General features: G+C 54.3%; 17 protein-coding genes and 1 other RNA gene. 8 read left to right on the top strand and 10 right to left on the bottom strand.

From position 1 onward, the window contains the following. Positions 1-21 precede the first annotated feature (21 nt). From gcvP to OGX67_RS07650, 7 genes are all read right to left on the bottom strand, one after another. Complete coding sequence (gene gcvP / locus OGX67_RS07620) at positions 22-2,895, bottom strand: aminomethyl-transferring glycine dehydrogenase (protein WP_204583291.1); 2,874 nt, start codon at positions 2,893-2,895, stop codon at positions 22-24. A 131-nt stretch (positions 2,896-3,026) separates the two neighbouring features. Continuing rightward, positions 3,027-3,416, bottom strand: a complete 390-nt coding sequence (gene gcvH, locus OGX67_RS07625; RefSeq protein WP_003838257.1) for a glycine cleavage system protein GcvH — start codon at positions 3,414-3,416, stop codon at positions 3,027-3,029. Between the two features lie 25 nt (positions 3,417-3,441). After that, a complete protein-coding gene (gene gcvT, locus OGX67_RS07630; RefSeq protein WP_003026967.1) occupies positions 3,442-4,536 on the bottom strand; it encodes a glycine cleavage system aminomethyltransferase GcvT in 1,095 nt (364 codons plus the stop codon). Between the two features lie 452 nt (positions 4,537-4,988). Further along, entirely contained in the window at positions 4,989-6,191 is a 1,203-nt protein-coding gene (gene ubiI / locus OGX67_RS07635; protein WP_003838254.1) for an FAD-dependent 2-octaprenylphenol hydroxylase, read from the bottom strand. A gap of 139 nt (positions 6,192-6,330) precedes the next feature. After that, positions 6,331-7,509: a 2-octaprenyl-6-methoxyphenyl hydroxylase gene (gene ubiH, locus OGX67_RS07640; RefSeq protein ID WP_257651818.1), complete on the bottom strand. Its 1,179-nt coding sequence runs from the start codon at positions 7,507-7,509 to the stop codon at positions 6,331-6,333. Further along, positions 7,506-8,831: a Xaa-Pro aminopeptidase gene (gene pepP, locus OGX67_RS07645; protein ID WP_286526271.1), complete on the bottom strand. Its 1,326-nt coding sequence runs from the start codon at positions 8,829-8,831 to the stop codon at positions 7,506-7,508. Before pepP ends, ubiH begins: the two co-directional genes overlap by 4 nt. Before the next feature lie 24 nt (positions 8,832-8,855). After that, on the bottom strand, positions 8,856-9,434 hold the full coding sequence (locus tag OGX67_RS07650) for a YecA/YgfB family protein (RefSeq protein WP_003026978.1): 579 nt from the start codon (positions 9,432-9,434) through the stop codon (positions 8,856-8,858). A gap of 167 nt (positions 9,435-9,601) precedes the next feature. On the opposite strand from OGX67_RS07650, the gene zapA reads away from it, so the two are divergent. The 3 genes from zapA (at position 9,602) to OGX67_RS07665 (ending at position 10,772) form a co-directional block, all read left to right on the top strand. Next, the gene (zapA, locus tag OGX67_RS07655; protein WP_003026980.1) at positions 9,602-9,931 is read left to right on the top strand and encodes a cell division protein ZapA; all 330 of its coding nucleotides are present in this window, start codon (positions 9,602-9,604) and stop codon (positions 9,929-9,931) included. A gap of 41 nt (positions 9,932-9,972) precedes the next feature. Then, positions 9,973-10,156, top strand: a non-coding RNA gene (ssrS, locus tag OGX67_RS07660) — 6S RNA. A gap of 19 nt (positions 10,157-10,175) precedes the next feature. Then, positions 10,176-10,772, top strand: a complete 597-nt coding sequence (locus tag OGX67_RS07665; protein ID WP_044700824.1) for a 5-formyltetrahydrofolate cyclo-ligase — start codon at positions 10,176-10,178, stop codon at positions 10,770-10,772. 379 nt (positions 10,773-11,151) lie between these two features. Here OGX67_RS07665 and serA read toward each other — a convergent pair whose 3' ends face one another. Both serA and rpiA read right to left on the bottom strand, forming a co-directional pair. Continuing rightward, the gene (gene serA, locus OGX67_RS07670) at positions 11,152-12,384 is read right to left on the bottom strand and encodes a phosphoglycerate dehydrogenase (protein ID WP_048217182.1); all 1,233 of its coding nucleotides are present in this window, start codon (positions 12,382-12,384) and stop codon (positions 11,152-11,154) included. Positions 12,385-12,655: 271 nt separating this feature from the next. After that, positions 12,656-13,315 (bottom strand): ribose-5-phosphate isomerase RpiA, encoded by a 660-nt coding sequence (rpiA, locus tag OGX67_RS07675; protein ID WP_003026986.1) that lies wholly within the window; start codon positions 13,313-13,315, stop codon positions 12,656-12,658. Positions 13,316-13,485: 170 nt separating this feature from the next. On the opposite strand from rpiA, the gene argP reads away from it, so the two are divergent. From argP to scpC, 5 genes are all read left to right on the top strand, one after another. Next, positions 13,486-14,379 (top strand): DNA-binding transcriptional regulator ArgP, encoded by an 894-nt coding sequence (gene argP, locus OGX67_RS07680; protein ID WP_003026988.1) that lies wholly within the window; start codon positions 13,486-13,488, stop codon positions 14,377-14,379. A 231-nt stretch (positions 14,380-14,610) separates the two neighbouring features. Then, positions 14,611-16,755, top strand: a complete 2,145-nt coding sequence (scpA, locus tag OGX67_RS07685) for a methylmalonyl-CoA mutase (protein WP_003838245.1) — start codon at positions 14,611-14,613, stop codon at positions 16,753-16,755. Beyond that, positions 16,748-17,743, top strand: coding sequence for a methylmalonyl Co-A mutase-associated GTPase MeaB (gene meaB / locus OGX67_RS07690; protein ID WP_003838244.1), 996 nt, complete (start codon positions 16,748-16,750; stop codon positions 17,741-17,743). The genes scpA and meaB overlap by 8 nt, the downstream gene beginning before the upstream one ends. 10 nt (positions 17,744-17,753) lie before the next feature. Then, entirely contained in the window at positions 17,754-18,539 is a 786-nt protein-coding gene (scpB, locus tag OGX67_RS07695) for a methylmalonyl-CoA decarboxylase (protein ID WP_003026994.1), read from the top strand. A gap of 24 nt (positions 18,540-18,563) precedes the next feature. Then, positions 18,564-20,030, top strand: coding sequence for a succinyl-CoA:acetate CoA-transferase ScpC (scpC, locus tag OGX67_RS07700; RefSeq protein WP_257651816.1), 1,467 nt, complete (start codon positions 18,564-18,566; stop codon positions 20,028-20,030). Here scpC and srsR read toward each other — a convergent pair. Next, on the bottom strand, positions 20,027-20,923 hold the full coding sequence (srsR, locus tag OGX67_RS07705) for a LysR family transcriptional regulator SrsR (protein ID WP_257651815.1): 897 nt from the start codon (positions 20,921-20,923) through the stop codon (positions 20,027-20,029). The two genes, scpC and srsR, sit on opposite strands and share 4 nt — an antisense overlap. Between the last annotated feature and the right edge of the window lie 43 nt (positions 20,924-20,966).

Consider the following 20,966-nt stretch of genomic DNA (forward strand, 5'->3'; position numbering starts at 1 on the left):
AAAGATAGTTGAATCAGCAGATTACTGATATTCGCTCATCGGTACACAGGAGCAGAACAGGTTACGGTCACCGTAAACGTCATCAAGGCGTTTCACGGTTGGCCAGTATTTGTTCGCCACACCCGCCGGGAAGACGGCGATTTCGCGGCTATAACCGTGATTCCACTCCGCGACCAGCTCGTTTTGCGTGTGCGGTGAGTTAACCAGCGGGTTATCTTCCAGTGACCATTCACCGGCTTTCACGCGATCGATCTCAGAGCGGATTGCCAGCATCGCATTGATAAAGCGATCCAGTTCCACTTTGCTTTCAGATTCAGTCGGTTCAACCATCAGGGTACCCGCGACCGGGAATGACATAGTCGGCGCATGGAAACCGTAATCGATTAGGCGCTTGGCAATATCCAGTTCGCTGATGCCGGTCTCTTCTTTCAGTGGACGAATGTCGAGAATACATTCATGCGCCACGCGACCATCGCGACCGGTATACAGTACCGGATAAGCATCTTTCAGACGGCTGGCAATGTAGTTAGCGTTAAGAATCGCCACCTGGCTTGCCTGCTTCAGACCTTCTGCGCCCATCATACGGATGTACATCCAGCTGATTGGCAGAATGGATGCGCTACCGAACGGCGCCGCAGAAACTGCGCCCTGACGGGTCAGCATCCCTTCAATCTGCACTACGCTGTGGCCCGGTACAAACGGCGCCAGATGTGATTTCACGCCGATCGGTCCCATACCTGGGCCGCCGCCGCCGTGCGGAATGCAGAATGTTTTATGCAGGTTGAGGTGCGAGACATCTGCGCCAATAAAGCCCGGCGTGGTGATCCCAACCTGAGCGTTCATGTTAGCGCCATCAAGGTAAACCTGGCCGCCGAACTGGTGCACAACGTCGCACACTTCACGGATCGTTTCTTCATAAACGCCGTGGGTGGATGGGTATGTCACCATGATGCAAGAAAGGTTGTCGGCATGTTGTTCTGCTTTTGCTCGCAGATCGTCCAGGTCGATGTTGCCGTTCTTATCACAGGCGACCACCACTACCTGCATACCCGCCATCTGTGCAGATGCCGGGTTGGTACCGTGGGCAGAAGCCGGGATCAAGCAGATATCGCGATGACCTTCGTTACGGCTTTCGTGATAATGACGAATCGCCAGCAGACCCGCATACTCGCCCTGCGCACCGGAGTTCGGCTGCATGCAGACGGCATCATAACCGGTCAGTTTAACCAACCACTCGGAAAGCTGGCCGATCATCTGGTGATAACCTTCAGCCTGCTCTGGCGGGCAGAACGGATGCAGCTCAGCGAATTCAGGCCAGGTGATAGGGATCATCTCGGCAGCGGCGTTGAGCTTCATGGTGCAGGAACCCAGCGGGATCATTGCCTGATTCAGCGCCAGATCTTTACGCTCCAGTGAGTGCATGTAGCGCATCATCTCGGTTTCACTGTGATAGCGGTTGAACACCGGATGGCTGAGGATCGCATCGTCACGCAGCATGCTTTCCTGAATAGAACGGCTGTCGAGCGCCACGTCTTTATCCAGCGTATCGATGTTCAGAGCGTGACTGTCGCCCAGCAGTACATTGAACAACTGCACCACGTTTTCACGGGTGGTGGTTTCATCGAGCGTAATACCTACCGCGTTATGGATATCGCTACGCAGGTTGATTTCTGCCGCTTCGGCACGCGCCAGCACTGCGGCCTTATCGGCTACTTCAACGCACAGGGTGTCGAAGTAGTGCGCATGACGCAGCTTCAATCCTTTCTGTTGCAGACCGGCTGCCAGGATATCAGTCAGGCGGTGGATGCGATTAGCAATGCGTTTCAGGCCAACTGGACCATGATAAACAGCATACAGACTGGCGATGTTGGCCAGCAGGACCTGCGAGGTACAAATGTTGGAGTTCGCTTTCTCGCGGCGGATATGCTGCTCACGAGTCTGCATCGCCATGCGCAGTGCGGTATTGCCCGCCGCATCTTTGGAGACGCCGATAATACGGCCTGGCATGGAGCGTTTGAATTCGTCTTTAGCGGCGAAGAATGCCGCGTGTGGGCCACCGTAACCCATCGGTACGCCGAAGCGTTGTGCAGAACCGAAAACGATATCCGCGCCCTGTTTGCCCGGAGCAGTCAGCAGTACCAGCGCCATAAAGTCGGCAGCGACACTGACCACAACTTTACGGGATTTCAGCTCGGTAATCAGTTTGCTGTAGTCATGCACTTCACCGGTGGTGCCAACCTGCTGCAACAGCACGCCAAACACATCCTGGTGATCCAGTGCTTTCGCCGCGTCATCAACAATCACCTCAAAACCAAAGGTTTGTGCACGAGTACGCACGACGTCCAGCGTTTGCGGATGAACATCAGCCGCAACGAAGAAGCGGTTGGCGTTTTTCAGTTTGCTGACGCGTTTTGCCATCGCCATCGCTTCAGCCGCTGCGGTGGCTTCATCTAGCAGAGAGGCGGAGGCCATGTCCAGACCGGTCAGATCCAGTGTGACCTGTTGGAAGTTGAGCAGCGCTTCCAGGCGCCCCTGAGAAACTTCTGGCTGATACGGCGTATATGCAGTGTACCAGCCCGGGTTTTCCAGCATGTTGCGCAGGATAACCGGTGGCAACTGCACGGCGGTGTAGCCCATGCCAATGTAGGACGTGAAGCGCTTGTTACGCCCAGCGATGGCTTTTAATTCAGCCAGCGCAGCGTATTCGGTCGCCGCCTCGCCCACCTGCGGCGGGGTTGCGAGCTGAATGTCTTTCGGCACAATCTGGCCGATCAGCGCGTTTAACGACTCGGCGCCAACCGCATTCAGCATCTCTTGCTGCTGCGCGGCGTCCGGTCCGATGTGGCGTTCAATGAAAGCGCCGCTGTTTTCAAGCTGGCTTAACGTCTGTGTCATGGGCGATGGTTCCTGAAACGTGCAGTGAATCGTGATTGTCTCTGTCTACGAGCCCGGCAGCGCTAGCGCTTACCGGGTCTACGCATGCTTTGTAGGCCGGATAAGCGCAGCGCCATCCGGCAAAAGCGTATTTACTCGTCTTCTAACAATGCTTCATATGCGGCCGCATCCAGCAGCGATTCAATTTCGCTTTCATCGCTGGCTTTGATTTTGAAAATCCAGCCGCCCGCATACGGCTCGCTGTTGACCAGTTCCGGGGAGTCGCTGAGCGCGTCGTTAACCGCCACAATCTCACCACCTACTGGCGCATAGATATCGGATGCCGCTTTTACGGACTCCGCAACGGCACAATCATCGCCCGCGCTGACGGTGGCGCCAACTTCTGGCAGGTCAACGAAAACCATGTCACCTAACAGCTCCTGAGCGTGTTCGGTGATACCAACGGTGTAAGAGCCGTCAGCTTCTTTGCGCAGCCATTCGTGTTCTTTGCTGTATTTCAGTTCTGCAGGTACGTTGCTCATCAATCAATCTCCAAAAAAGGATGAATTACGCGACGGCTTTGCCGTTACGCACAAAAACAGGTTTAGTCACTTTTACCGGCATTTCGCGGTTACGGATCTGCACGATCGCAGTTTCGCCGATACCCGCAGGGACACGCGCCAACGCGATGCTGTAACCAAGAGTTGGGGAGAATGTCCCGCTGGTGATAATGCCTTCCTGCTGGTTGCCGGAAGCATCGGTGAAGCGCACCGGCAGTTCATTACGCAGCACGCCTTTCTCGGTCATCACCAGCCCAACCAGTTGTTCGTGGCCTTTTTCACGCTGCATTTCCAACGCTTCACGACCGATAAAGTCGCGGTCAGCTGGTTCCCATGCGATGGTCCAGCCCATGTTGGCCGCCAGTGGAGAAATGCCTTCGTCCATCTCCTGACCGTACAGGTTCATGCCCGCTTCCAGACGCAACGTGTCACGCGCGCCGAGACCGCATGGTTTGACACCTGCTTGTACCAGCGCACGCCAGAAATCTGCCGCCTTTTCATTCGGCATGGCAATTTCATAACCTGCTTCGCCGGTATAACCGGTGGTTGCGATAAACAAGTCGCCCGCCTGAACGCCGAAGAACGGCTTCATGCCTGCTACCGCCTGACGCTGCTCGTCAGTAAACAACGTAGCTGCTTTTTCCTGTGCGTTTGGACCCTGTACCGCAATCAGCGACAGATCATCACGAACGGTGATGTCGATGGCGTAAGGTTCAGCGTGTTGGGTAATCCAGGAGAGGTCTTTTTCGCGGGTGGCGGAGTTTACAACGAGGCGGAAGAAATCTTCAGTGAAGTAGTAGACAATCAGGTCATCTATCACGCCGCCCGAAGCGTTAAGCATACCGGAGTAGAGGGCTTTACCCGTCTTCGTTAGCTTTGCGACGTCGTTTGCCAGCAGATAACGCAAGAACTCCCGGGTGCGGCTACCGCGCAGGTCGACGATGGTCATATGCGACACATCAAACATTCCGGCATCGGTGCGAACAGCATGGTGTTCATCGAGCTGAGAACCGTAATGCAGTGGCATCATCCAGCCATGGAAATCGACCATGCGCGCGCCACATAGCGTGTGTTGTTCGTACAAAGGAGTCTGTTGAGCCATCTTTTCCTCGTTGAATAAGCGGGGCTACCAACTCTTTCGCGGTGAAATTTTCGCCACGAAACCCAGCACCGCAGCCGCTCCAGGGGCTACGACGCAAACGTTCTCTTTGTCCTGAACTTACCACCGAAACAGACGCTAAACCATAAGTCAAAATTAACCATCACATTAGCTTATGGCGAAAAACAGCCAGATCGCCAACAGAATAAAACTCCATGTACATAGTAATAAATCAGAATAAAAAACAAAGATAAGCGCAAACCTACAGCACCAATCCACATTAAATGTGGAAAAAATGTCAAAAATGGCGTTATGAAAAAAACGTGATATTAAAAAAACTAATGCGAAAAAAGGCGTGGAATTAGATTATTTCAAATGAGAGAAGCACCCCGGCGCGCAGGCCGGGAGAGGAAAGTGTGACGGGTCTCAAACTCTTAAGATTGTCCTTACGGACACTAACGTAACCACTCGGGAAGATCGTTCAGTCCCATCGCCTGACGGATGAGTTGTGGTTTTACGCCCGGGAGGGTATCGGCCAGTTTCAGCCCAATATCGCGTAGCAGTTTTTTCGCCGGATTCTCGCCTGCAAACAGTTCACGGAAACCCTGCATCCCTGCCAGCATCAGCGCTGCGCTGTGCTTACGGCTGCGTTCGTAGCGGCGTAAATAAAGATACTGACCAATATCTTTACCCTGACGCTGTAGCCGCTTAAGTTCATCGATCAGCTCCGCCGCATCCATAAAGCCAAGGTTAACCCCCTGACCCGCCAGCGGGTGGATGGTATGCGCCGCATCCCCCACCAGCGCCAGACGATGGGCGGCGAACTGACGGGCATAACGTCCCGTCAGCGGAAATGCCTGGCGTTCGCTTTCAAGGCTGCACAGCCCCAGACGATTATCAAAAGCGATATTCAGCGCCTGATTAAACTCGTCAACGCTTGCCTGCTGCATACGTTCTGCTTCCTGCGGCGAGAGCGACCAGACGATAGAACACAGGTGTGGATCGCTGAGCGGCAGGAATGCCAGGATCCCCTCGCCGTGAAACGCCTGACGCGCAACTGCACCGTGCGCTTCCTGCGTACGGATAGTCGCCACCAGCGCATGATGACGATAATCCCAGAAGGTGAGCGGAATATCCGCTTTGTTGCGCAGCCAGGAGTTAGCACCATCAGCACCGACGACCAGACGAGCCGTCAGCATCGCACCATCTTTCAGGGTCAGAAATGCTTCGTTCTCACCCCAGGCCACCTGCTGTAATTCAGCGGGTGCCATCAGCGTAATATCCGCTGAACGCTGCGCCTTTTGCCACAGCGCATAATGAATCTCTGAGTTTTCGACAATGTGCCCCAAATGGCTGTAGCCCATGCTCTGGTCATCAAACGCAATACGCCCAAAGCTGTCTTTGTCCCAGACTTCCATGCCGTGGTAGCAGCAAGCGCGACGGGCAACAATGTCGGACCAGACGCCAAGACGGGTAAGCAGTTTTTCGCTGGCGGCATTAATGGCCGAAACACGAAGCTGAGGAGGTGCATCCGCCGCCAACGGCTGCGGAACATGTTGTTCTAATACAGCAACGCGCAACCCGCTGCCCTGTAAGCCGCAGGCAACCGCCAGTCCTACCATGCCGCCACCAACAATTGCTACATCAACACTTTGCACTGTTTGCTCCTGAAAATAGGACAATCAAAAACCGTAGGCCGGATAAGGCAAAGCCGCCATCCGGCATCAATTCCGCGACATTGCCTGATGGCGCTGCGCTTATCAGGCCTACTTCTTTAATTCGGCCTACAGGTTATATTTAGCGCGCAACCCAGCCCAGGGTCCGCTCCGCCAGCGCATCGCGCGCAGGGGGGAATAATTCCATCGCCATCAGCCCGGCATTACGCCCAACAACCAGCGGGGCCCAGTGATTGGCAAACAAATACACTAAATTATTGGTCACACCAATCGTCGTATCACGATCGCTTTCGCGGCGCTGCTGATAGCGTGCCAGCACCGCATAATCACCCACATCTTCCGCGCCGTTTTCCGCCTGCGTCAACGTCTCAGCCAGGCTCATTACGTCACGCAGACCCAGGTTGAAACCTTGCCCGGCAATGGGATGCAGCGTCTGGGCGGCGTTCCCTACCAGCACGGTACGATGGGTAATCGCCTTCAGCGCTGTAGTTAACGAAAGCGGGTAGGCGCTGCGTTTACCGGCCTGGGTAATACGTCCCAGTCGCCAGCCAAAAGCGGTTTGTAGTTCACGGCAAAACTGTTCGTCGGACCAGGCCATAATCTCATCACGCTGCTCCAGCGGATGGCACCACACCAACGAGCAGCGACCGTCAGACATCGGCAGCATTGCCAGCGGACCATATTGCGTGAAGCGTTCAAACGCTCGACCGTCGTGCGGTACAGAGGTCGTGACGTTGGCAATTACCGCCAGTTGCTCATAAGGCTGTTGCAGCCAGTCAACACCGCAGGCGGTAGCCAGTGCGGAGCGCGTACCGTCGGCGGCCACCAGCAGGCGACCATCAATTATTTCGCCATTTTCCAGCGTTACTTCAACGCGCTCCTGCGTGCGCGACACGCTGGCTACGCGGTCGGGGCAGTGCAATGTGACGCCCGGAGCTTTGCGCAGCAGCGCAAACAGACGCAGCCCGACGTCGTGCAGTTCTACCACCTGGCCCAGAGCCGGAATACGGTATTCCTGCGCATCCAGCGTCACAAATCCGGCATGACCGCGATCGCTGACGTGAACCGTTTTAATGGCCGTTGCGCAATCGGCAATCGCCTGCCATACGCCAATTCGCGCCAGCTGTTGGCAGGTTCCTGCCGCCAGAGCGATCGCCCTGGCATCAAACCCGGGATGGCTGTCAGTTTCAGGTTCGCTCGCTTCTATCAGATGAACCGGCAGAGTCCCATGGCTGAGCTGAGAAATGGCCAACGCCAGCGTCGCGCCAACCATACCACCACCAACGATAATCACGCTCATTGCAGTCGCGCCGCAGCCATTAAGGCTTCAATGTCATCCGCTTTCTTCACTACGCTGGCGGTCAGGTTTTCATTGCCGTCCTCGGTGATGAGAATGTCATCCTCAATACGAATGCCGATACCACGATAAGCCGGTGGTACATCGGCGTCTGGCGCGATATACAGTCCCGGCTCGACGGTGAGCACCATTCCCGGCTCAAGAATACGTGAGCGGTCCTGACCATAAACGCCGACGTCGTGCACATCCAGCCCAAGCCAGTGGCTTAGACCATGCATAAAGAATGGGCGATGTGCATTTTCGGTAATCAACTGATCGACATCACCGTGCAAAATACCGAGTTTCACCAGACCCGTAATCATGATGCGCACCACTTCGCCGGTGACTTCCTGAATGGACGTTCCGGGACGATACAGACGCAGGCTGGTCTCTAAGGATTCCAGCACGATATCGTAGATTTCACGATGTGCTGGGGTAAATTTACCATTTACCGGAAAGGTACGCGTAATGTCGCCCGCATAGCCTTTGTATTCACAGCCAGCGTCGATCAGCACCAAATCGCCATCGCGCATTTCACTTTCATTTTCGGTGTAATGCAGGATACAGCCGTTTTCACCGCTGCCGACAATCGTGTTATAGGACGGATAACGCGCACCATGGCGGGTAAATTCGTGGTGAATCTCCCCTTCTAACTGGTATTCAAACATTCCCGGACGGCATTTTTCCATCGCACGGGTATGCGCCAGCGCGGTGATTTCTCCGGCACGACGCATGACCGCAATCTCTTCCGGTGATTTGAACAGGCGCATCTCATGCACCATTGGACGCCAGTCGATAATCGCGGCAGGTGCGTGCAGATTTTGTCTGGAGCCTTTACGCAGTTTATTCAGTGCCGTGCACACAATCTCGTCGGCCCAGGCATATTCGCCCTGTGCGTGGTAGACCGCGTCCAGGCCATTGAGCAACAGGTGCAGCTGTTGGTTGATTTCACTGAAGGCCAGCGCCCGGTCAACGCCAAGTTTTGCCGGGGCAGCATCCTGGCCCAGACGGCGACCAAACCAGATCTCCGCCGTCAGATCGCGAACCCGATTGAACAAAATGCTATGGTTATGAGTGTCATCGCTTTTAATCAACACCAGCACGGCTTCAGGTTCGTTAAAACCGGTGAAGTACCAGAAATCACTGCTTTGGCGGTACGGGTATTCACTGTCCGCGCTGCGCGTCGCTTCAGGCGCGGCAAAAATCAGCGCGGCGCTGCCGGGCTGCATTTGTGCCAGTAAAGCCTGGCGACGACGCTGGAATTCTTGCTGAGATATCTCGCTCATCACACTCTCCTTTGCGTTTCGTTCTTAGTGCAGAGTCGGTTTACGGACTTCCGGCGCAGTCGGCTGCTGACGCGTAAACGTGTCATGACACAGCAAAGCGGCTACGCGCACGTATTCGATGATCTCTTCGAGCGACATTTCCAGCTCTTCCTGATCTTCGTCTTCGTCATACCCTAACTGCGCGATATTGCGCAGGTCGTCAATCGCTTCCCCGGTTTCGCCGGTTACTTTGTCGAGCTTCGGCTGCGTGACGCCAAGGCCCAGCAAAAAGTGGTTTACCCATCCCGCCAGCGCATCAGCGCGATCGAACACGCTGACGTCATCCCCTTCAGGCAGATAAAGCTGAAAAAGGAAGCCGTCGTCTTCGAGGGCATCGCTGGTGGCAGAGTGCATTTTCAGCAGCGCCTGAGCCAGCTCGTGACCAAAGGCCAGACCTTCGTTCGTCAGGTCGTGCAACAGCGGCTGCCATGAGCTGTCGTTGTTTCCACCGCAAATCATTCCGCTTATCAAGCCGTGCATTTCGGCCGGGGTTAATCCAGCCCCTTGTTGGTTCAAAAACTGGCTAACTTCGTTGTAACCAGGCATTTCGTTCTGTATAGACATAAGCATTCGTCATCAAAGGGAGGAATATTCATGGTATGCTACCACTTTGGACCCTGGTGGACCAGAAAAGGGCTTGTATCTTGATACCAGGGTAGCTATAGTGTCGCCCCTTCGCGGACCCACGGTCTGGAGACGAAGGCAGCGCAGTCAATCAGCAGGAAGGTGGCATGTCTGCACAACCCGTCGATATCCAAATATTTGGCCGTTCACTGCGAGTGAATTGCCCGCCTGAACAAAGGGATGCGTTGAATCAGGCTGCGGACGATCTCAATCAGCGATTGCAAGATCTGAAAGTTCGCACTAGAGTCACAAATACTGAGCAGTTGGTTTTCATCGCCGCGTTGAACATCAGCTATGAATTAACTCAGGAAAAAGCGAAGACGCGTGAGTACGCGGCGAGCATGGAGCAACGTATTCGGATGCTACAACAGACCATCGAACAGGCGTTGCTTGATCAGGGTCGCATAACCGAAAAAACGGGCCAAAACTTTGAATAACACTTTTCGGTTTACTGTGGTAGAGTGACCGTGAAGACAAAATTTCTCTGAGATGTTTGCAAGCGGGCCAGTCCCCTGAGCCGATATTTCATACCACAAGAATGTGGCGCTCCACGGTTGGTGAGCATGCTCGGCCCGTCCGAGAAGCCTTAAAACTGTGACGACACATTCACCTTGAACCAAGGGTTCAAGGGTTACAGCCTGCGGCGGCATCTCGGAGATTCCCTTCTACCTGGCAACAGCCATGACATTACTTTCTGAACTCCCTTTATCCCGGCAAGAAATTCGTCAACTGATTCGGCAGCGTCGTCGTGCGCTTACCTCCGAACAGCAACGACAATACGGTCAGCAAGCCGCGACCCGAATGCTCAGCTTTCCCCCTGTTGTACTCGCTCATACGGTGGCAGTATTCCTCTCGTTCGATGGCGAACTCGATACCCAGCCGCTAATAGATCAGCTGTGGCGAGCGGGCAAGCGCGTTTATCTTCCGGTTCTTCATCCCTTCAGCACCGGTAATTTGCTGTTCCTGCACTATCATCCGCATAGCGACCTGGTAACCAATCGCTTAAAGATCCAGGAACCACGACTTGATGTACGTGACGTATTACCGCTGTCACAGCTGGATGTACTGATTACGCCGCTAGTGGCGTTTGATGAATATGGGCAACGCCTGGGCATGGGCGGCGGATTTTATGACCGCACGCTACAAAACTGGCAGCAGCATAAGATCCAGCCCGTAGGCTACGCGCACGATTGTCAGCGAGTAGAAAAGCTGCCTGTTGAAGAATGGGATATCCCGCTGCCTGCGGTGGTGACGCCGTCAAAAGTATGGGAATGGTAGCTTTTTTGTCGATTGACAGCGCCGTTTTTTTAAACTAACTTTCTCGGTGAAGGGTGAGGGAGGCGAACCTCCCTCCTGCGTACTCTCTGTTAATATGCTGGCGAAGCGATGATTAACAGGATCAGCAGCATGATGACGTATCTCATCATCGTCCCTTTCCTTTTTAAAGCCCCTGCTTCGGTAGGGGCTTTCCCGTTTCAGCACGATGCTGAGCCCCTATCGTAAATTCCTTTTATTGATGTACAACGCAGAGCGCAGCCTTTAATTACCAATTGCGGCAAAGATCGAAAACGGAATGTATGCGTTACACAAAGAGATAGTAAGGCAGGATAATCAGAGGAAAGATGGGCAGGTCAACTGCCTGCCCATGTAGAGGAAATCAGTACAGCAGACGAGCGCGAATGGTTCCCGGAAGAGCTTTCATCGCCTGCAGCGCTTTCTCCGCCACATCTTCATCCGCTTCAATATCAATAACCACGTAACCTACCTGTGCGGAAGTCTGCAGATACTGTGCGGCAATGTTGACGCCCTGCTCGGCAAAAATCTGGTTCAGCGCGGTCAGTACGCCCGGACGGTTTTCGTGAATGTGCATCAGACGACGACCGCCGTGTAGCGGCAGCGAAACTTCCGGGAAGTTAACTGCAGACAGCGTAGAGCCGTTATCGGAATACTTGGTCAGTTTCCCAGCCACTTCCAGACCGATGTTTTCCTGCGCTTCCAGCGTTGAACCACCAATGTGCGGCGTCAGGATCACGTTGTCGAAATCACACAGCGGCGAAGTGAAAGGATCGCTGTTGGTTGCCGGCTCGGTTGGGAATACGTCGATTGCCGCCCCTGCCAGGTGCTTGGTCGCTAACGCGTCGCACAGCGCAGGAATATCAACAACCGTACCACGTGCGGCGTTAATCAGCAGCGCGCCTGGTTTCATCAACGCAATCTCACGCGCGCCCATCAGATTTTTGGTGGAGGCATTTTCCGGTACGTGCAAACTGACCACGTCGCTCATATTGAGCAGGTCGGAAAGATGCTGCACCTGCGTGGCGTTGCCGAGTGGGAGTTTATTTTCAATATCATAGAAATAGACATGCATCCCCAGCGATTCCGCCAGAATGCCTAGCTGAGTACCAATGTGGCCGTAACCGATGATCCCCAGTTTTTTGCCACGCGCTTCAAAGGAGCCGGTAGCCAGTTTGTTCCACACGCCGCGGTGTGCTTTGGCGTTCGCTTCGGGTACACCGCGTAGCAGGAGAAGCAGTTCGCCAATCACCAGTTCCGCAACGGAACGCGTGTTAGAGAATGGCGCGTTAAACACGGGGATCCCGCGCTTTGCCGCAGCGGTCAGATCAACCTGGTTGGTGCCGATACAGAAGCAGCCAATCGCGACCAGTTTCTCTGCGGCGTCAATCACATCTTCAGTCAGATGGGTACGGGATCGCAGGCCAATGAAGTGGGCATCACGGATGGACTCTTTCAGTTGTTCAGTGTCCAGAGCGCCTTTGTGAAACTCGATGTTGGTATAACCTGCTGCACGAAGGCTTTCGAGTGCTTTTTGATGCACGCCTTCTACCAGCAGAAATTTAATCTTATCTTTCTCCAGTGATACCTTTGCCATTTCCCCGACCCTGTCTTTTTTTGTTCAAACTGATGTGTTGTGTGTGGGATTTTCATCCGCCTCTTCAACATATCAAAAAATAATATTGCGGCAATATGAACGTTTGCGTCGCCGTGCTGAAGAAATGTCATTCAGAGAGAAATGTCAGAGGAAAATACTGGCGATAACTTTTTCTTTGGAGAGATCGGCAGGACAATATTATAAACGTGACACAAGTCACCAAATTTGCCCTGCCAAAATTTTTTTAACGGGAGAAGACACTCCCATCAGATCATTTTACGATAGTTTTCACGCCGTCTGGGGTACCGATCAGCGCGACATCCGCACCACGGTTGGCAAACAGACCGACGGTTACCACGCCCGGAATCGCATTGATGGCGTTTTCCATGGCCACGGCGTCAAGGATCTCCAGACCATGTACATCAAGGATCACGTTGCCGTTGTCCGTCACTACGCCCTGACGGTATTCAGGACGACCGCCCAGCTTCACCAACTGGCGAGCCACAGCGCTGCGCGCCATTGGGATCACTTCAACCGGCAGCGGGAAGTTGCCGAGAATGTCGACTTCTTTGGACGCATCCGCGATGCAGATAAATTTCTTCGCCACAGAAGCAATGATTTTTTCACGGGTCAACGCTGCACCGCCGCCCTTGATCATCTGCATGTGGCCGTTGATTTCATCCGCGCCGTCAACGTATACGCCGAGACTATCAACTTCGTTAAGATCGAACACGTGGATGCCAAGGCTTTTGAGTTTTTCGGTTGAAGCGTCCGAACTGGATACCGCACCTTCAATCTGACCTTTCATTGTGCCCAGCGCATCAATAAAGTGTGCGGCTGTTGAACCTGTACCTACGCCCACAATGGTACCGGGCTGTACATACTGAAGTGCCGCCCATCCTACTGCTTTTTTCAGTTCATCCTGCGTCATGATCGTTTCGCCTGTGGTGTGAATATGGTGGGAAAATTCACGCGCATTATAGAACATTGTGCAGAAAAATGTCCCCACACCCGCTCGCAAGCGGCGGATTTCGTCTTTACCCAACCTAAATTTGTGTCATAGTGCAGAACAAGCAAAATTTTCAGGAGTGCGTCAAAGCAATGAAACGTCCGGACTACAGAACACTACAAGCACTGGATGCGGTTATTCGTGAACGAGGATTTGAGCGCGCGGCGCAAAAGCTGTGCATCACGCAATCCGCGGTTTCACAGCGCATAAAACAGCTTGAGAATATGTTCGGACAACCGCTGCTGGTGCGTACCGTACCACCACGCCCAACCGAACAGGGGCAGAAACTACTGGCGCTTTTGCGTCAGGTTGAACTGCTGGAAGACGAGTGGCTGGGTGATGAACAAACCGGATCGACGCCACTGCTGCTCTCACTGGCAGTGAACGCCGACAGTCTGGCGACCTGGTTGCTTCCGGCGTTAGCCCCGGTACTGGCCAATTCACCGATTCGGCTGAACCTGCAGGTTGAGGATGAAACGCGCACCCAGGAACGTCTGCGTCGTGGTGAAGTGGTCGGGGCTGTGAGTATCCAACATCAGGCGCTGCCAAGCTGTCTGGTGGATAAACTCGGCGCGCTGGACTACCTGTTTGTTGGCTCCAAACCTTTCGCCGAGCGTTATTTCCCTAACGGCGTCACCCGCTCCGCCCTGCTGAAAGCCCCGGCGGTAGCGTTTGACCATCTTGATGATATGCATCAGGCGTTCCTGCAACAAAACTTCGACCTGCCGCCGGGAAGCGTGCCGTGCCACATCGTTAACTCTTCTGAAGCCTTCGTCCAGTTGGCACGTCAGGGCACCACCTGCTGCATGATCCCGCACTTACAGATTGAGAAAGAGCTGGAAAGCGGCGAGCTGATCGATTTAACGCCAGGTCTGTTCCAGCGTCGGATGCTGTACTGGCACCGTTTTGCACCGGAAAGCCGCATGATGCGCAACGTTACCGACGCGCTGCTGGAATACGGGCACAAGGTGTTGCGTCAGGATTAAACCGTTTATTGCTCCAGAGTGCCGGATGGTGGCGTAACGCCTTATCCGGCCGACAATCCTTACCCTCTTTTCATGCTATTCCCGCCACGTCTTTGAAATACATCACAAAATAAAACATGCCATGCGGCAAAAAACGACGCCCTGTTGGCTATTTTTTGCTGGCGACAAGCCAAATGAAAAAGCTCACCGTATCCGCAAAGATTCAACTTATTGCGTAATACGGAGCAAAAAATGGCAAATGTGCAGGAGTGGCAAACACTCGCTAATAAAGAACTCAGTCGACGGGAAAAAACCGTCGAATCGCTGGAAAGACAGACGGCGGAAGGAATTGCCATCAAGCCGCTATACACTGAAGCGGACCTCGATAATCTGGAAGTCACGGGCACTCTTCCCGGCCTACCGCCTTACGTGCGTGGCCCGCGCGCCACCATGTATACCGCGCAGCCGTGGACCATTCGCCAGTACGCTGGTTTCTCTACCGCTAAAGAGTCCAACGCCTTTTACCGCCGCAACCTCGCCGCCGGGCAAAAAGGACTTTCCGTCGCCTTTGACCTTGCCACCCATCGCGGCTATGACTCTGACAACCCGCGCGTGGCAGGTGACGTCGGCAAAGCGGGCGTGGCGATCGATACTGTCGAAGATATGAAGGTGCTGTTCGACCAAATTCCGCTGGATAAGATGTCGGTATCAATGACCATGAACGGCGCGGTGCTGCCGGTACTGGCGTTTTATATCGTGGCTGCAGAAGAACAAGGCGTAACGCCGGAGCAACTCACCGGGACCATTCAGAACGATATTCTGAAAGAGTACCTGTGCCGCAACACCTACATTTACCCGCCAAAACCTTCAATGCGCATCATCGCCGACATCATCGCCTGGTGTTCCGCCAATATGCCGCGCTATAACACCATCAGTATCAGCGGTTATCACATGGGGGAAGCCGGGGCGAACTGCGTCCAGCAGGTGGCGTTTACGCTGGCTGACGGCATTGAGTACATCAAAGCCGCGCTGTCTGCCGGGCTGAAAATTGATGATTTCGCGCCGCGCCTGTCATTCTTCTTCGGCATCGGCATGGATCTGTTTATGAACGTCGCCATGCTGCGCGCGGCTCGCTATTTGTGGAGTGAAGCAGTCAGCGGTTTTGGCGCAAACAACCCGAAATCTCTCGCTCTGCGTACCCACTGCCAGACCTCCGGCTGGAGTCTGACCGAGCAGGATCCTTACAACAACGTGATCCGCACGACCATTGAAGCGCTCGGCGCTACGCTTGGCGGCACCCAGTCTCTGCATACCAACGCCTTTGATGAGGCGCTCGGGCTACCCACCGATTTCTCCGCCCGCATCGCACGTAATACACAGATCATCATTCAGGAAGAGTCAGAGATCTGCCGCACCGTCGATCCGCTGGCCGGATCGTATTACGTCGAGTCGCTCACCGATCAAATCGTGAAGCAAGCGCGCACGATCATCAAACAAATTGATGAGGCAGGCGGCATGGCGAAAGCGATCGAAGCCGGGCTCCCTAAACGGATGATCGAAGAAGCTTCCGCGCGCGAGCAGTCGCTGATCGACCAGGGTAAACGCGTTATCGTCGGCGTGAATAAGTACAAGCTGGATAAAGAAGACGAAACGTCGGTACTGGAAATCGACAACGTGAAGGTACGCAACGAGCAAATTGCCTCGTTGCAGCATATCCGCGCAACTCGCGACACAGATGCCGTCAATGCCGCGCTCGCGGCGCTGACCCACGCCGCGCAGCATAATGAAAATCTACTGGCCGCCGCCGTTAACGCCGCCCGCGTTCGCGCCACGCTCGGTGAGATCTCCGACGCACTGGAAACCGCTTTTGACCGCTATCTGGTTCCCAGCCAGTGCGTCACCGGCGTGATTGCGCAAAGCTATCACCAGTCCGACAAATCCGCCGATGAGTTCGACGCCATCGTTGCGCAAACCGAACAGTTCCTCGCGGAAAATGGTCGCCGACCGAGGATTCTGATCGCCAAGATGGGCCAGGATGGTCACGATCGCGGCGCGAAAGTGATCGCCAGCGCCTACTCCGATCTCGGCTTCGATGTCGATCTCAGTCCGATGTTCTCCACACCAGAAGAGATCGCCCGTCTGGCGGTAGAAAACGATGTGCATGTAATAGGCGCATCGTCACTGGCGGCGGGTCATAAAACGCTGATCCCGGAACTGGTTACCGCGCTCAAAAAATGGGGGCGTGAAGATATCTGCGTGGTAGCAGGAGGCGTTATTCCGCCACAGGATTACGCCTTCCTGCACGAGCATGGCGTGGCAGCCATTTATGGCCCCGGCACGCCAATGCTCGACAGCGTCCGCGATGTGCTAACCCGTATCAGTCAGCATCATGATTAACGCCGCCACGCTTGAGGATACCGTCCGTCGCTTGCGACTTGGCGAACGGGCAACGCTCGCCCAGGCCATGACGCTGGTCGAAAGCAGCCACCCGCGCCACCAGCCGCTGAGTACGCAGTTGCTGGACGCAATTATGCCGTTCACCGGTAACGCCCTGCGTTTGGGGATAACCGGTACGCCGGGCGCGGGCAAAAGCACCTTTCTGGAAGCATTCGGCATGCTGTTAATCCGTCACGGATTACGGGTGGCGGTGATCGCCGTCGATCCCAGCAGCCCGGTTAGCGGCGGCAGCATTCTTGGCGATAAAACCCGCATGACGGAGCTGTCTCGCGCCGAATCTGCGTTTATTCGCCCGGTCCCTTCCAGCGGTCATTTAGGCGGAGCCAGCCAGCGCGCCCGCGAATTAATGCTGCTTTGCGAAGCGGCTGGCTTTGACGTGGTGATTGTAGAAACCGTCGGCGTTGGGCAGTCAGAAACCGAAGTCGCAGGCATGGTGGATTGCTTTATCTCACTGCAAATTGCCGGCGGTGGCGACGATTTGCAAGGCATCAAAAAAGGTCTGATGGAAATGGCGGATCTGGTCGTCATCAATAAGGACGACGGCGAGAACCATGCCAGCGTGGCCATCGCCCGCCATATGTACGAATCCGCCCTGCATATTCTGCGCCGTAAATATGACGAGTGGCAGCCGCTGGTTCTGACCTGTAGCGCCCTGGAAAAACGCGGTATTGAGGAGGTCTGGCAGGCGATAACCGACTTTAAAACGTGCCTTACCGCCAGCGGTCGACTGGAAAAAGTCCGCCAGCAGCAGGCGGTGGACTGGTTACACCAGCAGGCTGAAGAAGAAGCCCTACATCTGCTGTTTGCGCGGACTGATTTCGACCGCTATTTCCAGCAGACGCTACAGGCCGTCAAAAATAACGATCTGTCGCCGCGCACCGGTCTGCGGCACATCAGCGAATTTATCCAGCATCATTACTTTCAATAAAGAGAACATTATGTCTTATCAATACGTCAACGTGGTCATCATCCAGAAAGTCGCGGTTATTGAGTTCAATTACGCCCGCAAGCTCAATGCCCTGAGTAAAGTGTTTATTGACGATCTGATGCAGGCGCTGAGCGATCTCAATCGTGCGGACATTCGCTGCATCATTCTGCGCGCTCCGAGTGGAGCCAAAGTTTTCTCTGCCGGGCATGATATTCATGAACTCCCGACCGGACGTCGCGATCCGCTCTCCTATGACGATCCGCTGCGTCAGATAACCCGCATGATCCAAAAATATCCAAAACCGGTGATCTCTATGGTTGAAGGCAGCGTCTGGGGCGGCGCATTTGAGATGATCATGAGTTCCGATCTGATCATCGCCGCTGAAACATCCACCTTCTCGATGACCCCGGTCAACCTCGGCGTGCCGTATAACCTAGTCGGCATCCACAACCTGACTCGCGACGCCGGTTTTCACATCGTGAAAGAGCTGATCTTTACCGCCTCACCTATCACCGCTCAGCGTGCGATGGCCGTCGGGATCCTCAACCATGTGGTTCCTGTAGACGAACTGGAGGATTTCACTCTGCAAATGGCGCACCACATCTCGGAGAAAGCGCCGCTGGCGATCGCTGTCATTAAAGAAGAGCTGCGCGTACTGGGTGAAGCGCACACCATGAATTCCGATGAGTTCGAGCGCATTCAGGGCATGCGCCGCGCGGTGTACGACAGCGAGGATTATCAGGAAGGGATGAACGCGTTTATGGAAAAACGTAAACCTAATTTTGTCGGCCATTAATCACGTCTGAGGAAGGAGACGGCCATGAAACGGATGAGCGCCGAAAAGGCGGCAGAAATTATCCAGCACGATGATATGGTGGCGTTTAGCGGCTTTACCCCCGCGGGTTCGCCAAAAGCGTTACCCACCGCAATTGCCCAACGCGCCTGCGAACAGCATCAGAACGGACAGCCTTTTCAGATCCGCCTGCTGACCGGAGCATCAATTGGCGCCGCCGCTGATGATGTACTATCCGCGGCGGATGCCGTTTCCTGGCGTGCGCCTTATCAAACGTCATCGGGCCTGCGCGAGAAAATTAATCAGGGCCAGGTGAGGTTTGTCGATCTCCATTTGAGCGAAGTGGCGCAAATGGTTAATTACGGCTTTTTTGGCGAGATCGATGTTGCCGTCATTGAAGCCTCAGCCATCGCGCCGGATGGCCGGATTTGGCTGTCCAGCGGTATCGGTAATGCCCCCACCTGGCTGCTGCGGGCGAAAAAAGTGATCATTGAATTGAATCATTACCATAATCCGCGTGTGGCGGAGTTTGCCGACATCGTGATACCCGGTGCGCCGCCGCGGCGTAACAGCGTACCCATTTTTCATACCATGGATCGCGTAGGCAGTCAGTGCGTACAGATAGACCCCAAAAAGGTGGTTGCGGTGGTGGATACCGAACTGCCCGATGCAGGAAATGCATCGGATAAAACCAATCCGGTCAGCCAACAAATTGCCGATAACGTAGTCTCTTTTCTGCTGGCAGAAATGGCGCACAAACGCATTCCAGCTGAGTTTCTGCCCTTACAAAGCGGGGTGGGCAATATCAACAACGCGGTAATGGCTCGACTGGGCGAGAACCCGGATATCCCGCCCTTTATGATGTATTCGGAGGTGTTGCAGGAGTCGGTGGTGCATCTGCTGGAAACGGGCAAGATAACTGGTGCCAGCGCCTCCAGCCTGACCATTTCAGCCCCGTCGCTACAGAAGATTTACGACAACATGGACTTCTTCGCCAGCCGGATAGTGTTGCGCCCGCAGGAGATCTCCAATAATCCGGAAATCATTCGTCGGCTGGGAGTCATTGCGCTCAACGTCGGTCTGGAGTTTGATATCTACGGTCATGCCAATTCCACGCACGTTGCGGGGGTGAACCTGATGAACGGCATCGGCGGCAGCGGAGATTTCGAGCGCAACGCCTACCTGTCTATCTTTATGGCGCCGTCGATTGCCAAAGGCGGGAAAATCTCAACCATCGTACCGATGTGCAGCCATGTCGACCACAGCGAACATAGCGTTAAAGTGATCGTGACCGAACAAGGGATTGCCGATCTGCGTGGGTTATCTCCGATGCAGCGGGCGCACACAATTATCAATAACTGTGCGCATCCGCTTTACAGAGATTACTTGCACCGCTATCTGGAGAAAGCGCCCGGCGGGCATATCCATCACGATCTCAGCCATGCGTTCGATCTACATCGCAACCTTCTCGAAACAGGCTCGATGCTAGGTTAACTTGCACTACCGTCACGATCTTCAGCAATATGCTGGAGCATGGTGGCGGTATAGCGATGATTTTTCAGCGAATAGAGAAACTCCTGCATATACATGGGACTGCCGGGCGCGTCGAAATATTTCAGCGTCGACGGGTTCACCAGCCGCCAGGCGAAGTGAGGGATCACCGTCAAAAACTGCCCGCGCTCCACCGCGCTAATCTTGGCCATAAAGCTGTACGGACGATAGATAATCGTCGGGTTGATCCCGCAGGGTCGCATGTATGCATCCAGCATCGCCTCAAAGTTGGCGCGATTCTGGAAGCGCATTTGCAGCCAGGGCAGCTCGCGCAGCAGATCCTGCGGCTGTTTTTCTTCATAGCGCCGGGAAACGAGAAACCCCAAACGCAGCGGAGGCAGTTCGCTGATCGCCAAATTTTCCAGCTCCTGCACGCGGGGGGAAACGTGCTGCGGCGAGATAATAAAATCCAGTTTGCGATCGAACAGGTTATCAATCACCCCATTCTCGCTGAATTCAACGGCCTGAGCCGTCACACCGTCATACTTGTCACCAAGGCTAATCAACTGGTCAAAAATAATCGTTGGGTAGGTATTGTCGATGCCGATAACAATTTCCCGCGAGCAGCGAGAGGCGTTATGGATTTCGTTATCAATGGCAGAGAGGCGCTGATAAACGGGAAACAGCTTCTGATACAGCTCTTGTCCTGCTTTATTCAGGCTGATGTTGTTATCTTTGCGGGTAAACAACGTATAGCCGATTTGATCTTCCAGTGCAGCAATGCTTTTACCGAAGGGCGATGCGGTCATATGTATTTTTTCTGCCGCTCTGGCGATGTTATTGGTTTGCGCCAGCAGAATGAAATTACGCATCTTTTTCGAGATAAAAATATCCATAGCGTCCCCTTAAAAATCGCTATGGCCTATCCTCATTACGGCG

It is taken from the genome of Citrobacter sp. Cf118, assembly GCF_030334095.1.
GTDB lineage: Bacteria > Pseudomonadota > Gammaproteobacteria > Enterobacterales > Enterobacteriaceae > Citrobacter > Citrobacter freundii.

Coding starts and splice junctions, on each gene's coding strand:
- ubiH (WP_257651818.1), bottom strand. CDS start 7,509: ATGAGCGTGATTATCGTTGGTGGTGGTATGGTTGGCGCGACGCTGGCG.
- gcvP (WP_204583291.1), bottom strand. CDS start 2,895: ATGACACAGACGTTAAGCCAGCTTGAAAACAGCGGCGCTTTCATTGAA.
- srsR (WP_257651815.1), bottom strand. CDS start 20,923: ATGGATATTTTTATCTCGAAAAAGATGCGTAATTTCATTCTGCTGGCG.
- argP (WP_003026988.1), top strand. CDS start 13,486: ATGAAACGTCCGGACTACAGAACACTACAAGCACTGGATGCGGTTATT.
- rpiA (WP_003026986.1), bottom strand. CDS start 13,315: ATGACGCAGGATGAACTGAAAAAAGCAGTAGGATGGGCGGCACTTCAG.
- scpB (WP_003026994.1), top strand. CDS start 17,754: ATGTCTTATCAATACGTCAACGTGGTCATCATCCAGAAAGTCGCGGTT.
- gcvT (WP_003026967.1), bottom strand. CDS start 4,536: ATGGCTCAACAGACTCCTTTGTACGAACAACACACGCTATGTGGCGCG.
- zapA (WP_003026980.1), top strand. CDS start 9,602: ATGTCTGCACAACCCGTCGATATCCAAATATTTGGCCGTTCACTGCGA.
- gcvH (WP_003838257.1), bottom strand. CDS start 3,416: ATGAGCAACGTACCTGCAGAACTGAAATACAGCAAAGAACACGAATGG.
- scpA (WP_003838245.1), top strand. CDS start 14,611: ATGGCAAATGTGCAGGAGTGGCAAACACTCGCTAATAAAGAACTCAGT.
- serA (WP_048217182.1), bottom strand. CDS start 12,384: ATGGCAAAGGTATCACTGGAGAAAGATAAGATTAAATTTCTGCTGGTA.
- meaB (WP_003838244.1), top strand. CDS start 16,748: ATGATTAACGCCGCCACGCTTGAGGATACCGTCCGTCGCTTGCGACTT.
- scpC (WP_257651816.1), top strand. CDS start 18,564: ATGAAACGGATGAGCGCCGAAAAGGCGGCAGAAATTATCCAGCACGAT.
- OGX67_RS07665 (WP_044700824.1), top strand. CDS start 10,176: ATGACATTACTTTCTGAACTCCCTTTATCCCGGCAAGAAATTCGTCAA.
- OGX67_RS07650 (WP_003026978.1), bottom strand. CDS start 9,434: ATGTCTATACAGAACGAAATGCCTGGTTACAACGAAGTTAGCCAGTTT.
- pepP (WP_286526271.1), bottom strand. CDS start 8,831: ATGAGCGAGATATCTCAGCAAGAATTCCAGCGTCGTCGCCAGGCTTTA.